Genomic DNA, 14,054 nt, shown 5'->3' on the forward strand with positions numbered 1-14,054 from the left:
TTTAGGGTATAGATGATGCAATAACTTTACCGACTGAAGGATGCCAGTGTGACACCAACGATTGATTTGCTACAGCGCCACCGTTCTATTCGCGCGTTTACGTCTCAGGCCATAACGGATGAGCAACGCCACGCCATCATTACCTCTGCACAAAGTGCCTCCAGCTCCAGCTTTTTACAATGCAGCTCAATTATCCGTATTACCGATCCTGCCGTGCGGGAAACGCTTGTTCACTATACCGGTGAGCAAGGTTATGTGGCGCAGGCGGCGGAGTTTTGGGTCTTTTGTGCCGATTTCCACCGGCATGTGGCGATCTTTCCACAGGCAGAAACCGGGCTGGCGGAGCAATTGCTGATTGGCTGTGTTGATACCGCTATCATGGCGCAGAATGCACTGGTTGCTGCCGAGTCATTGGGATTGGGCGGGGTATTTATCGGCGGGATCCGCAATCGAATCGCTGACGTGACGCGGTTGTTGCAACTGCCAACGTTAGTTCTGCCGTTGTTTGGCCTGTGTCTGGGGCACCCGGACGCGGAACCGATGCTGAAACCGCGCATGCCAACCGCTATGCTGCTGCATGAAAATGTCTATCATCCGCTCGACCATGATGTGCTGGCGCAATACGACCAGCAAATGGTGGAATATTACCTGCAACGTACCGGTAGCCGTCGTGAAAGTTGGAGCGAGCACGTGGAACGGACGCTGAAAAAAGAGTTACGTCCCTTTATGCTGGACTACTTACATCAACAAGGATGGGCGATACGCTAGTATCCGTAGGATATTTATGAAGATAGCCATTCTGTCTCGTGATGGGGCGTTATATTCCTGCAAACGCCTGCGTGAAGCGGCTGAGGCGCGCAAGCACAGCATTGAGATTATTGACCCGCTTTCCTGCTACATGAATATCAATTCGGCGGCGCCGTCGGTGCATTACCGCGGGCGTCGGCTGGATAAATTTGATGCGGTTATTCCGCGTATCGGTTCACAGATCACGTTTTATGGTACGGCGGTATTGCGCCAGTTTGAAATGCTGGGCAGCTACCCGCTGAATAATTCTGTCGCTATCATTCGCGCCCGCGACAAACTGCATTCGCTGCAACTGCTTGCCCGCGAAGGGATTGACTTACCGATCACCGGATTTGCTCACTCGCCGGATGACACCGGCGATCTGATTGCGATGGTGGGCGGTGCGCCGCTGGTCGTAAAACTGGTGGAAGGTACACAGGGAATCGGTGTGGTATTGGCCGAGACGCGACAGGCGGCGGAAAGCGTGATTGATGCCTTTCGCGGGCTGAATGCGCACATCCTGGTGCAGGAATACGTGCATGAAGCGCAGGGTAAAGATATCCGCTGTTTTGTGATCGGTAACCGGGTTGTTGCAGCAATTGAGCGACAGGCGAAAGCGGGGGAATTCCGTTCAAACCTGCATCGCGGCGGGTCAGCGAATAAAGTGAAGATTACGGCGAAGGAGCGTGCGATCGCCATCAAGGCGACAAAAACGCTGGGGCTGAATGTTGCAGGCGTCGACATTTTGCGTGCCGATAGGGGGCCGCTGGTGATGGAAGTCAACGCCTCGCCGGGGCTGGAAGGGATTGAAACGACGACCGGACTCGATATTGCCGACATGATGATTGAGTTTATTGAGCAAAATACCCTGAGGCGCTTCGCAATATCGACAACAATAAGTAAAAGTTAGCTTTCTGAAACGGGGGCTGCGCCGTAAAATGCGGCGTACCCCATTGGCGTGTGGGCATTGGTGAGGTGCGAGGTGGTGCGCCGCCGCGCAGTGGGCCGACGAAAGCGGACGGAGAGGCGCTTTTATCATGGCATCGTCGCGCAATATTCCGTAAGCTATGGGCCGTTTTTAAGGCTCTTTCTGTTTTAACATCGCTTCTGCGTAAACGGTGTTTTCTTTTCAACAACGCTGTCTGTACGGCAGCAGGTATGAGGCAAACATGATGGATTCACTCATCGTCCCGGATTTGGCTATGCTACGGCGGTGGCTGGATCAACTGAACATTCTGTATTTCGAATGTGATTCCTGTCAGGCGCTCCATCTTCCTCATATGCAAAATTTTGATGGCGTGTTCGATGCGAAAGTTGATCTGGTAGATAACGTGATCCTGTTTTCTGCCCTTGCCGAAGTGAAGCCCAGCGCGTTGATTCCTCTGGTCGGCGACTTGAGCCAAATCAATGCCAGCTCGTTGACCGTGAAGGCATTTATCGACGTTCAGGACGATAACCTGCCGAAGTTGATTGTCTGCCAGTCATTCAGCGTGGCCGCTGGCATGACGTTGGAACAATTCAGACATTTCATGCAGCAGTCCGAAGAACAAATCTCAATGGTGATCCTTGAGGCCGGCGCTAATAATCTGCTGTTTATCGGTGAGGAAGAAGAGGGCTCTGCTGCCAGAGTCACCACCTCTCATCTGCATTGATACGGTTGCTGCCAACGGCAGCAATTGGTTTTACTTATTTTCCTTTCACCGCCATTTATTCTGGTTATTTCGCATTATTGCCAGATATTTCTCTTTGTTTACCGCTAAATGCCTTCATCACATCGATAAAATGTGAATAAATAATCGTTAAAACCCATTTTTTACGTTCAAGTATGGTGCGCACGATGTTGTGGGGTTATGCTTTATTCCTGTAAGACACAGACAGCGAAATCAGGGCTATGTCTGTGTCTGAGCGAATAAAAATCGGTGCATACTCATTCACCGGTTGGATAGCGTGGCAGGACATATTTTGTATCGGAACGATACAGATTAACTCCCATGAATCACCCCCTTGTATGGAGGAAGGAACGGATGTTCACCCAACGTAAAAAATGGCTATCGGGTGTTGTTACCGGCTTGCTGATGGCCGCGTCCGTCACCGCATCTGCGGAAGAGAAAACGCTGCATGTTTATAACTGGTCCGACTATATCGCACCGAACACGTTAGCCAATTTCCAGAAAGAAACCGGCATTAAGGTCGTCTATGACGTATTTGACTCCAACGAAGTGTTGGAAGGCAAGCTCATGGCGGGCAGCACGGGTTTTGATCTGGTCGTGCCTTCTGCTAGCTTCCTGGAGCGTCAGCTCTCTGCGGGAGTGTTTCAGCCATTAGACAAGAGCAAACTGCCGAATTACAAAAATCTGGATCCTGAGCTGATGAAGTTGATCGCACAGCACGATCCAGACAATAAATATGCCCTGCCTTACCTGTGGGCGACCACGGGAATCGGCTATAACGTTGAGAAAGTGAAAGCTGCACTAGGTGCTGATGCACCGGTTAACAGCTGGGATTTGGTGCTGAAGCCAGAAAATCTGGAAAAGCTGAAAAGTTGTGGTGTCTCCTTCCTGGATGCGCCAGAAGAGATCTTTGCAACCGTGCTGAACTATCAGGGTAAAGATCCGAACAGCACCAAGCCGGGTGATTACACCACCTCTGCGACCGATCTGCTGCTGAAACTGCGTCCGAGCATTCGCTACTTCCATTCCTCGCAATACATTAACGATCTGGCGAACGGCGATATCTGTGTCGCGGTAGGCTGGGCGGGTGATATTTTGCAAGCAGGAAACCGTGCGAAAGAAGCGAAAAACGGGGTGAATATTCAGTACAGCATTCCGAAAGAAGGCGCGCTGGCATTCTTTGACGTTCTCGCCATTCCGAAAGATGCTAAAAATCTGGATGAAACCTATGCGTTTCTGGATTACCTGATGAAGCCAGAAGTGATGGCTGAAATCAGTAACCACGTGTATTACGCGAGCGGTAATCTGGCTTCCTTACCGTTGGTGAACGAAGAAATTCGTAATAACCCAGGCGTTTATCCGCCAGCGGATGTGCGTGCCAAACTGTTTACGCTTAAAGTGCAATCTCCTCAGATTGACCGTACGCGTACTCGCGCATGGACTAAGGTTAAAAGCGGCAAATAGCCTCTTGGATCTGAATCGTTACCCACGCGCTTGACGGTTGCTGGTTTCAGCAACCAGAAAATGGATGGGTATAAAATGTGGCAAAGAACAGGCGGATAATCCGCCTGTTCGCGCTCTATATTGTGTCACACCGCTGAATGCAAAAGCCCTGAATGGCGGCATCCACGGTGTGACTTGTTCTGCTTTTGCCGGAGAGCAATGCGAAGTGAATGACGCGATCCCCCGCCCTCAATCAAAACCTCAAAAAGCGGCTACGCCGCTGCTGGAAGTGCGCAACCTGACGAAGTCGTTCGATGGTCAGGCCGCCGTTGATGATGTCAGCCTGACGATTTATAAAGGTGAAATTTTTGCTCTGCTGGGTGCCTCTGGCTGTGGGAAATCCACGCTGCTGCGCATGCTGGCAGGTTTTGAGCTTCCCACACAGGGGCAGATTGTTCTGGATGGTCAGGATTTGTCATTGGTGCCGCCTTACCAGCGTCCCATCAATATGATGTTCCAGTCTTATGCGTTGTTCCCACACATGACGGTGGAAAAGAATATCGCGTTTGGTCTGAAGCAGGACAAGCTACCACGCGCAGAAATTAAAGATCGTGTGGAAGAGATGCTGTCGCTGGTGCACATGCAGGAGTTTGCCAATCGTAAACCTCATCAACTTTCCGGCGGCCAGCGTCAGCGTGTTGCGTTGGCTCGTAGCCTGGCGAAGCGTCCCAAACTGCTATTGCTGGACGAACCAATGGGGGCACTGGACAAAAAATTACGCGACCGTATGCAGCTTGAAGTCGTCGATATTCTGGAACGCGTGGGCGTGACCTGCGTGATGGTGACGCACGATCAGGAAGAAGCCATGACCATGGCGGGTCGTATTGCCATTATGAATCGCGGTAAATTCGTACAGATTGGCGAACCGGAAGAGATTTATGAGCACCCGAACACGCGTTTCAGCGCGGAGTTCATCGGCTCAGTCAATATGTTTGAAGGGATCTTGCAGGAACGTCAGGACGATGCGCTGATCATCAAAAGCCCCGGACTGATGCATCCGCTGAAGGTGGATTCTGATGTCTCGGTGGTCGATGGTGTTCCGGTCTACATCGCGTTGCGTCCTGAGAAAATCATGTTGTGCGAAGAGGTTCCGGCCGACGGTTGTAACTTCGCGGTAGGGGAAGTGGTCCACATCGCCTATCTGGGCGACTTGTCGATTTACCACGTCAGGCTCAACAGCGGGCAAACTATCAGCGCGCAGTTACAAAATGCCTACCGCTATCGCAAAGGCATGCCGACCTGGGGAGATGAGGTTCGGTTGTGCTGGGATGCGGATAGCTGTGTCGTTCTGACGGTGTAGCGAGGAAGAATACCATGACTTCATTTCCCGAACATAACACGGCGGAACCACCGGGCAAGGCCAGACTCTGGCTTCGTGTACTGATGGCGCGTTGGCGTCAAAAACACGGGCGCAAGCTGGTCATCGCGCTGCCGTATCTGTGGCTGCTACTGCTGTTCATGCTGCCGTTCCTGATCGTGTTCAAAATCAGTTTTGCAGAGATGGCGCGGGCGATCCCGCCTTATACCGATCTGGTTTCGTGGCTGGACGGCAAACTGGATATTTCCCTGAACCTTGGGAACTACCTGCATTTATTGGACGATCCGCTGTATTTCGATGCCTATATGCAATCGCTTCAGGTTGCTGCCGTGTCGACGCTGTGCTGCTTGCTTATCGGCTATCCGCTAGCTTGGGCGGTGGCGCACAGTAAACCGTCAACGCGTAATATCCTGTTGTTGCTGGTGATTCTTCCATCGTGGACATCATTCCTGATTCGCGTCTACGCCTGGATGGGGATTCTGAAAAATAACGGAATCCTGAATAACTTTCTGCTGTGGCTGGGTGTGATCGATGAACCGCTGGTCATTCTGCACACCAATTTGGCGGTTTATATCGGCGTTGTGTATTCCTATCTGCCGTTTATGGTGTTGCCGATCTATACCGCGTTGATGCGTCTGGACTATTCGTTAGTGGAAGCGTCGTTGGATCTGGGCGCGCGACCGCTAAGAACCTTCTTCAGCGTGATCGTCCCCTTAACGAAAGGCGGAATTATTGCGGGCTCTATGCTGGTCTTCATCCCTGCGGTGGGGGAGTACGTGATTCCAGAACTGCTCGGCGGGCCGGACAGCATCATGATTGGCCGTATTCTGTGGCAGGAATTCTTCAATAACCGCGATTGGCCGGTGGCATCTGCCGTTGCCGTCGTCATGCTGTTGCTGTTGATTATGCCGATTATCTGGTTCCACAAACATCAGAGTAAAACTGCGGAGGGTGAAGCGTGAATAATTTACCTGTCGTTCGCTCACCGTGGCGTATTGTGATTTTGGTGCTGTGCTTTACGTTCCTCTATGCGCCGATGCTGATGCTGGTGATCTACTCGTTCAACAGTTCCAAGCTGGTGACCGTATGGGCTGGCTGGTCAGCACGTTGGTACGTCGAACTGTTCCACAATACGGCGATGATCAGCGCGGTGCTCCTGAGCCTGACGATTGCTGCCGCCTCGGCCACGATGGCCGTGATTCTTGGGACGATTGCCGCCGTGGTCATGGTGCGTTTTGGCCGTTTCCGTGGCTCCAATGGGTTTGCTTTTATGCTGACGGCACCGCTGGTCATGCCGGATGTGATTACCGGCCTGTCGCTGTTGTTGCTCTTTGTTGCATTAGGGCATGCCATTGGGTGGCCAGCAGAGCGAGGGATGTTCACTATCTGGCTGGCGCACGTCACGTTCTGTACCGCGTATGTCACCGTGGTGATCAGCGCTCGCATGCGTGAGCTTGATCGTTCGATTGAAGAAGCTGCGATGGATCTGGGGGCGAATCCGCTCAAGGTGTTCTTCATCATCACTGTGCCGATGATTGCACCCGCGCTGCTTTCCGGCTGGCTGCTGGCGTTTACGCTGTCGCTGGACGATCTGGTTATCGCCAGCTTCGTGGCAGGGCCCGGCTCGACAACGTTACCAATGCTGGTGTTCTCCAGCGTCAGAATGGGCGTTAATCCACAAATTAACGCCTTGGCTTCCCTGATATTGTTAGTCGTTGGTATTATTGGGTTTATCGCCTGGTGGTTTATGGCGAGAGCAGAGAAGCAGCGCTATCGTGATATGCAAAAAGCGAGACGCGGCTGATTCGATTTCTCATCGTAATTTGTTAGCCTAGCGAAGATTTCCAGCAACGCCGCCAGAGTATGGGGGCGTTGCTGTTTTATATCAGTATCACGTTTTATATTGGCATCGGATTCTATATTGGTGCTGTATTTTTGGCGGGTAAATGCCGCATGAAGGGAGAGCGTTGAAATTCTGTACACGAAGAAGGAAATGACACAACGCAAAGTTTATGCCCCGGTGCCAGTGATGGTGGCGGGGATTGCGATTATTGCTACCCGTTTTTTGGGGATTTTGCTGCTGGTGTGGGAGCTAGGGCTCAGCGATTTGAGCGGCTGGATTGGCAGCAACGCGGAAGCCTGGGATTCAACGCTGGTGTTACTGCTATCGCTGATTATCGTCGGCGTTGAAATTCGCTGTGGCTTTGCCGTTTTGGCCGGAGTGAACTGGGGGCGATGGGGTTATGTGGCCTGTCAGGCCGTCGTGGTGTGTTACCTGCTGCTAGCGTCATTCAGTGAACTTATGCCAGCGATATTTCATATCTCAGGAGAGAACAATGCTGCCGTGCTGCATCAGCTCCTGTTGCAAAAGATCCCGGATCTTCTGGTGATTGTTTTACTATTTTTGCCACGACGCAGTAAGCGTTTTTTTACGCGGCAGAAGTAGGCATTTCTCTCTTATGAGCTAATCTGGCTGCTGGCGTCACCATGAATCAGTAAAAGGTCGCAGGGTGACGCCGCCAGAGTGATATAATCCTCGCATTCCGTATTATTTTAATAGTTAGATTTTTATGCATTGTGCCCGCTACAGCACGGGAACCTGTCGTTCCTGCCAATGGTTGGAAAAAGCCTACCCGCAGCAATTGTCTGATAAGCAGCAGCATCTTGAAGGTTTGCTGCACCCTCACGCCGTGCAGCGCTGGTTGCCCGTGCAACCTTCTGCGCAGTCTGCATTTCGTAATAAAGCCAAAATGGTGGTAAGCGGCAGCGTGGAACGCCCGCTGCTGGGGATGCTGCATCGCGATGGAACGGCGGTGGATCTCTGCGATTGCCCGCTTTATCCGTCCAGCTTTGCGCCGGTTTTCGACGTGCTTAAAGTCTTCATCGCAAGGGCAGGGCTGACGCCTTATAACGTGGCTCGACGTCGCGGGGAACTGAAATACCTGCTGCTGACGGAAAGTACGCAGCACGGTACGTTCATGCTGCGTTTTGTCTTGCGCTCAGAAACCAAGCTGGCGCAGTTGCGTGCCGCATTGCCGTGGCTACAGCAGCAATTACCTCAGCTTGAGGTGATATCCGCCAATATTCAGCCTGTGCATCAGGCGATTATGGAAGGGAAAACGGAGATTATCCTGAGTGATGCTGCCGCGCTGGCAGAACAATTCAATCAGGTACCGCTGTATATTCGCCCGCAAAGCTTTTTCCAGACGAACCCGCAGGTGGCAGCCGCGCTGTATGCGACGGCACGCGATTGGGTTGCAGAGTTGGATATTACTAGCATGTGGGATCTGTTTTGCGGGGTAGGGGGTTTTGGCCTGCACTGTGCGTCGCCTGAGATGCGTCTGACGGGCATTGAAATCAGCGCTGAGGCGATAGCCTGTGCGCGTCGCTCTGCGGAACAGTTAGGATTGAAGCAGGTGGAGTTTCAGGCGCTGGATTCAACGCAGTTCGCGACGGCTAAAGCGGAAATCCCTGATCTGGTGTTGGTCAATCCGCCGCGCCGCGGTATCGGCAGCGAACTGTGCGCCTACCTGAGCCGCATGGCACCCGACTATATTCTCTACTCCAGCTGTAACGCTGAAAGCATGGCGAAAGATATGACGGAACTAGCGAATTACCGTGCGCTGCGCGTACAGCTGTTCGATATGTTCCCGCATACGGCGCACTACGAAGTACTGACGTTACTGAAGCGTGAGGATGGCTAAGGCAAAGTCAGGACATCTGAATGCTTTGTGGGATTTGCTATAAAAGGCGTAAAAAATTATGCATCGGTGGGCTTGACCGCCGAGTGAGCGGCATGGATGCCGCGAAAGTCAGTGCCGCGTCGGGAACGCGTCACTGGCGGCTCGATTAGCGGTCATGAACGCCGATGGGACCGCGCAGCGGCATAATTCACGCCTTCAAAGCCAGAGGTCAAGGAGCTGCGGCGGTTGAGCGCTCCTTGTCGGGCGTGTGATGAAATGACAAAAGAATACTGTAATTAACACGCACGAAACCTTTGGACTATCTGACATGGAATAGTGGAAGCGTTTAATAACGCGGTGTATCACACCGCGTTAAGCTAAGTGGATCTTATTGCGGGAACCACTTGTCGTTAATGGTTTTGTAAGTGCCGTCAGCTTTGATGGCATCCAGCGCTTTATTTAACTTCTCCAGCAGTGATTTGTCATCGGGGCGAACGGCGATGCCCAGTCCGGTGCCGAAGTATTCTGCGTCAGTCACATGTTCGCCAACCGTTGCCAGTTCAGGGTTCGTCTTGATCCATTCGTTGACGACAGCGGTATCACCGAATACGCCATCAATACGGCCATTCTTCAGATCCAGCACCGCGTTCTGATAGCTGTCATAAGAAACGGTTTGCACTTCCGGGTGCTTGTCGTGCATGTATTTCTGGTGCGTCGTGCCGTTTTCCATCCCGATACGTTTGCCTTTCATCGCGGCAAAGTCGCTGAATTTGCCTTTCTGCGCGATAACCACGGCGGAGTTGGCATAGTAAGGCTGCGTAAACGCGACCTGCTTGCTGCGCTCTGGCGTGATGTCCATACCGGAAATCACTGCGTCATAGCGGCGGAATTTCAGCGCAGGGATCAGGCTGTCAAACGCCTGATTGGTGAACGTACAAGTCGCCTGCATTTGCTTACACAGCGCTTTCGCCAGATCCATATCGAAACCGACGATTTCGTTACTGGCATCCAGTGACTCAAATGGCGGGTAGGTGGCTGATGACGCAAAACGGATGGTGTCTGCGGCGGTGGCGCTGAAGGCGATTCCTGCCAGTAACGTGGCGAGCACTAATTTTTTCATTACCTACTCCTGTTTCTCTTATATTGATAAATATAGTTGTGCGGAAGGGTTCCGATATCATGGCGATTACCATGCCATTGATTGAATTTATATGCAATTAAAATGATTAATAAGTCGATTCATTGCATGTTTTTACATCAGCAGGCCATAAAAAATTTCCGGGAGAAATTTTTAACGTTGCGTCAGCAACGGCCCGTAAGGGTGGCGGCTAGGGATGGCACGCCATAAAAAAAGCAGGCTATCAAAGCCTGCTTTCTAAGCGAGTAATGCGCGGATAAGGGTGATAAGGATTAATTACGGCGCTCGAATGCCAGTGAGCGCCGCTCGACCCAGCGCATCAGCAGCGTCAGTAACCCGTTGACGCACAGGTAGATAATCCCAGCGGCACCAAACACCATCACATCATACGTCCGACCGTACATCAGTTGGCTGTAGCCCATGACTTCCATCAGCGTGATGGTGTAAGCCAGTGAGGTACTCTTAAATACCAACACCACTTCATTTGAATAAGAAGACAGCGCGCGTTTAAACGCAAACGGCAGCAAAATACGTAATGTTTGCTTCTGATCCATGCCCAACGCGGCACAGGATTGCCACTGTCCGGCAGGGATCGCTTTTACCGCACCATAGAACAGCTGCGTAGTATACGCTGCACTATTGAGCGCTAGCGCCACCATCGCACATAGCCACGGCTGCGAAAGCAGGTTCCACAGCCAGGGGATTTGCTGGATAGAGGTAAACTGTCCGGGTCCATAGTAAATCAGGAAGATTTGCACCAGCAGCGGCGTACCGGTAAACAGCGTAATGTAGCCTTTTGCCAACAGCGATATGATCGGCGTTTTGAGCGTCAGCACCACAGTCAGCAGCAGTGATAACACCAGCGCTACGACGATGGAAACGGCAGTTAAGGTCAGGCTGGTATGCAGGCCTTTTACTAGCTCAGGTAAATAAGCGAGCATCAGGAAGGCCTCCGCTCAAAACGCGTGGTGCGCAGTTCAATGCGTTTCAGCACATATTGACTTAACAGCGTAATAATCAAATAGATCGCCGCCGCGACAACGTACCAGGTGAAGGGCTCTTGCGTCCGTGTCGCAATACTTTTGGTTTGCAGCATCAAATCGTTCACGCTGATCAGCGACACCAGCGCGGTATCTTTTAGCAATACCAGCCACTGATTACCTAACCCCGGCAGGGCGTGACGCCACATTTGCGGCATGATCAGACGGGAAAAGATCGCGGATTTACTGAGTCCCAGTGCCTGACCCGATTCCCATTGCCCTTGCGGGACGGCTTTCAGCGCGCCGCGCAGCGTTTGGGAAGCGTAGGCCGCATACAGCAGCGCCAGCGCAATCACGCCGCAGAGGAATGGGCTGATTTCAAACATGCCGATATCCAGTTTTACCGGAATCTGCACGATGAAGAGATTCAGAGTAAAACCGTCTGCCAGCATCATCAGCAGTTGAGAAGAGCCGAAATAGATGAACAGCACAACCAGAATTTCTGGCAGGCCGCGCAACAGCGTTACGACGGCGGTTCCCGCCCAGCTGACGGCTTTCCAGCGGACAGTTTCCCAAACGGCAAACAGCATCGCTAGCACGAGGCCGAGCACCAGTGCACAAACGGCAAGGCCGACGGTCATCCCGGCGGCGCTTGCAAGAGGTTGAAATTCAATCATTGAGCGTCAGATTACTGCTGGAACCATTTTTTGTAGATGGTCTCGTAAGTGCCATCCTGCTTGATTTTGTTGAGCGCATCATTGAATTTTTTCAGCAACTCATCGTTGTTCTGACGCACGGCAATGCCCAGACCGATACCGAAGTAGCCTTTATCCGTCACGCTTTGACCAACGGTCACCAGCGTATCGTTCTGCTTCAGCCATTCGTTAACCACAGCGGTATCACCGAACACGGCATCCAGACGACCATTCTTCAGATCCAACACGGCATTCTGGTAGCTATCGTAAGGTACCGTTTTGATGTCGCTATGCTTTTCCATCAGGTATTTCTGGTGGGTGGTGCCATTTTGTACGCCAACGCGTTTGCCAGCCAACGCAGCAACATCGGCGACTTTCCCCTTCTGGGCGATAAACAGGGCAGAGTTATCATAATAAGGCTGCGTGAACGACACCTGCTGTTGACGTTCTGGCGTTATATCCATCCCCGCGATGACCGCTTCAAAACGACGGAATTTCAGACCGGGGATCAGGCTGTCGAAAGCCTGATTGCTGAACGTACAGGTCGCCTGCATTTCTTTGCACAGCGCATTGGCCAGATCGATATCAAAACCTTGGATCTGGTTATTGGCATCGACAAATTCGAACGGAGGGTAGGACGCTTCGGTCGCGAAACGGATGGTGTCCGCAGCATTAGCAGAGGCGGCACCAACGGCGAATAAGGCTGCAACAATCAATTTTTTCATTATCATTTTCCTGATAGTAATCAATGTGACAAATAACCAGCGAATTCAGGCGTCTGCGGCTGGGCAAAGTGCGTCGCATCCCCTTGTTCAACGATGTGACCGTTTTCCATATACACCACACGGCTAGCCGTTTTACGGGCAAATTCAACTTCGTGGGTCACAATCACCTGCGTAATGCCAGTTCCTGCCAATTCACGGATGATGTTGACGACTTGAGCGGTAATTTCTGGATCCAGCGCGGCAGTCGGTTCATCAAATAACAGAACCTGAGGTTCCATCATCAACGCACGGGCAATCGCGACACGCTGTTGCTGTCCGCCAGAGAGATGGAGAGGGAAGCGATCGGCAAAGTCATTGAGGCGCAGGCGCGTGAGCAGCTTGTCCGCCCGCGCTTTCGCTTCTTCTTTACTCAGCCCCAGCACGCGGCAGGGCGCTTCAATAAGATTCTGCACCACGGTCAAATGCGGCCACAAATTATATTGCTGGAACACCATTCCGACGTTCTGACGCAATTCGCGGATCGCGCTGTCGGATGGCGTGCGCTGAAAATCAAACTGATTACCGGCGATGGAAAGCTTGCCAGAACGTGGCATTTCCAACAGATTAAGAACGCGTATCAGCGAGCTCTTTCCCGCACCGCTGGGACCAAGAAGAACCAGCGTTTCACCCGCAGGACAATCGAGGGTGATATCAAATAGCGCCTGGTATGTGCCGTAGAAACAGTTAATGCCGTTTAGTTGAATACTCATGCGTAAGAATTGAATAGACATTGATGCGGCGAATGTTAACGTCGGCAGAATAGTTATGCAATCACCGTGGGTTAAAATTTGCCAATAAGCGATTTGTTGATTAAATAATAGCACAAAATAGCGGCTTACAATCTGGGCGCTCGCTTTTTCATCGCGGGTGCTAACAGTACCGCCGACTTATATTTACGTGTACTTAACATCCATTAGAAATGCAGTGAAAGGAGACGACATGCAATTATCCACTACGCCGAATCTGGAAGGCTTCACCATTACTGAATATTGTGGCGTCGTAACCGGCGAGGCTATTCTTGGAGCAAACATCTTTCGGGACTTTTTTGCCAGCATCCGCGATGTCGTCGGCGGCCGGTCTGGTGCCTATGAGAAGGAGCTACGTAAGGCCCGGCAAATTGCGTTCAAAGAGTTACAGGAGCAAGCCGAAGATTTAGGGGCGAACGCCATTGTGGGCATCGATCTTGACTATGAAACCGTCGGGAAGGATGGCAGCATGCTGATGGTGACCGTTAGCGGCACGGCGGTAAAAGTGTGCCGCTAGTGATGAGATGCCCTATAAGAGAGAGCGAGACGGCGAAGACGCGCAGTAGAAAACTAATAGTGGAATAACTAAATGTTGAAATGGATGCTCTGCAGAGTATTGGGGCTGTTAGCAGGGTGCTAATCGGGTCTTTCAATGCCGTTTTCTATTGATGTACGCTAAGATGTGATGAATCTCAATAGGTGAAGGTGAAAATGGTTCGTTCTGCCGTTAAATGGCATGTTGCTGAAAGCTTAAGCACAGGAACGTTGATG

Annotated in this window: 15 protein-coding genes; 10 read left to right on the forward strand and 5 right to left on the reverse strand. The window is 51.8% G+C overall.

Annotated features, from left to right (window positions below; genetic code table 11):
* Positions 1–48: 48 nt before the first annotated feature.
* The 9 genes from nfsA to rlmC all read left to right on the forward strand — a co-directional run bounded on the left by nfsA (position 49) and on the right by rlmC (position 8,981).
* Positions 49–768: an oxygen-insensitive NADPH nitroreductase gene (nfsA, locus tag JFY74_08750; protein ID QQG30094.1), complete on the forward strand. Its 720-nt coding sequence runs from the start codon at positions 49–51 to the stop codon at positions 766–768.
* A 16-nt stretch (positions 769–784) separates the two neighbouring features.
* Positions 785–1,696 (forward strand): 30S ribosomal protein S6--L-glutamate ligase, encoded by a 912-nt coding sequence (gene rimK, locus JFY74_08755; protein ID QQG30095.1) that lies wholly within the window; start codon positions 785–787, stop codon positions 1,694–1,696.
* A 262-nt stretch (positions 1,697–1,958) separates the two neighbouring features.
* Complete coding sequence (locus tag JFY74_08760; GenBank protein ID QQG30490.1) at positions 1,959–2,438, forward strand: YbjN domain-containing protein; 480 nt, start codon at positions 1,959–1,961, stop codon at positions 2,436–2,438.
* 372 nt (positions 2,439–2,810) lie between these two features.
* Positions 2,811–3,920 (forward strand): spermidine/putrescine ABC transporter substrate-binding protein PotF, encoded by a 1,110-nt coding sequence (gene potF / locus JFY74_08765; protein ID QQG30096.1) that lies wholly within the window; start codon positions 2,811–2,813, stop codon positions 3,918–3,920.
* Between the two features lie 205 nt (positions 3,921–4,125).
* A complete protein-coding gene (potG, locus tag JFY74_08770; protein ID QQG30491.1) occupies positions 4,126–5,259 on the forward strand; it encodes a putrescine ABC transporter ATP-binding subunit PotG in 1,134 nt (377 codons plus the stop codon).
* A gap of 14 nt (positions 5,260–5,273) precedes the next feature.
* Positions 5,274–6,239 carry a putrescine ABC transporter permease PotH gene (potH, locus tag JFY74_08775; protein QQG30097.1) on the forward strand — a complete coding sequence of 322 codons (966 nt, stop codon included), beginning with the start codon at positions 5,274–5,276 and terminating at the stop codon, positions 6,237–6,239.
* A complete protein-coding gene (gene potI / locus JFY74_08780; protein ID QQG30098.1) occupies positions 6,236–7,081 on the forward strand; it encodes a putrescine ABC transporter permease PotI in 846 nt (281 codons plus the stop codon). The genes potH and potI overlap by 4 nt, the downstream gene beginning before the upstream one ends.
* 189 nt (positions 7,082–7,270) lie before the next feature.
* Positions 7,271–7,723 carry a YbjO family protein gene (locus tag JFY74_08785; GenBank protein ID QQG30099.1) on the forward strand — a complete coding sequence of 151 codons (453 nt, stop codon included), beginning with the start codon at positions 7,271–7,273 and terminating at the stop codon, positions 7,721–7,723.
* 124 nt (positions 7,724–7,847) lie between these two features.
* The gene (gene rlmC / locus JFY74_08790) at positions 7,848–8,981 is read left to right on the forward strand and encodes a 23S rRNA (uracil(747)-C(5))-methyltransferase RlmC (protein ID QQG30100.1); all 1,134 of its coding nucleotides are present in this window, start codon (positions 7,848–7,850) and stop codon (positions 8,979–8,981) included.
* Positions 8,982–9,348: 367 nt separating this feature from the next.
* On the opposite strand, the gene artJ (JFY74_08795) is transcribed toward rlmC, so the two are convergent.
* The 5 genes from artJ (JFY74_08795) to artP all read right to left on the reverse strand — a co-directional run bounded on the left by artJ (JFY74_08795) (position 9,349) and on the right by artP (position 13,268).
* On the reverse strand, positions 9,349–10,080 hold the full coding sequence (gene artJ, locus JFY74_08795; protein QQG30101.1) for an arginine ABC transporter substrate-binding protein: 732 nt from the start codon (positions 10,078–10,080) through the stop codon (positions 9,349–9,351).
* Positions 10,081–10,370: 290 nt separating this feature from the next.
* Positions 10,371–11,039 carry an arginine ABC transporter permease ArtM gene (gene artM, locus JFY74_08800; GenBank protein QQG30102.1) on the reverse strand — a complete coding sequence of 223 codons (669 nt, stop codon included), beginning with the start codon at positions 11,037–11,039 and terminating at the stop codon, positions 10,371–10,373.
* Positions 11,039–11,755: an arginine ABC transporter permease ArtQ gene (gene artQ, locus JFY74_08805; protein ID QQG30103.1), complete on the reverse strand. Its 717-nt coding sequence runs from the start codon at positions 11,753–11,755 to the stop codon at positions 11,039–11,041. Before artQ ends, artM begins: the two co-directional genes overlap by 1 nt.
* 11 nt (positions 11,756–11,766) lie before the next feature.
* A complete protein-coding gene (gene artJ, locus JFY74_08810; GenBank protein QQG30104.1) occupies positions 11,767–12,498 on the reverse strand; it encodes an arginine ABC transporter substrate-binding protein in 732 nt (243 codons plus the stop codon).
* 20 nt (positions 12,499–12,518) lie between these two features.
* Complete coding sequence (gene artP / locus JFY74_08815) at positions 12,519–13,268, reverse strand: arginine ABC transporter ATP-binding protein ArtP (protein QQG30105.1); 750 nt, start codon at positions 13,266–13,268, stop codon at positions 12,519–12,521.
* A gap of 208 nt (positions 13,269–13,476) precedes the next feature.
* On the opposite strand from artP, the gene JFY74_08820 reads away from it, so the two are divergent.
* Entirely contained in the window at positions 13,477–13,800 is a 324-nt protein-coding gene (locus JFY74_08820) for a heavy metal-binding domain-containing protein (GenBank protein ID QQG30106.1), read from the forward strand.
* Positions 13,801–14,054 lie beyond the last annotated feature (254 nt).

The sequence above is a fragment of the Pectobacterium carotovorum genome, from assembly GCA_016415585.1.
In the GTDB taxonomy this organism is placed as follows: Bacteria; Pseudomonadota; Gammaproteobacteria; order Enterobacterales; family Enterobacteriaceae; genus Pectobacterium; species Pectobacterium carotovorum_K.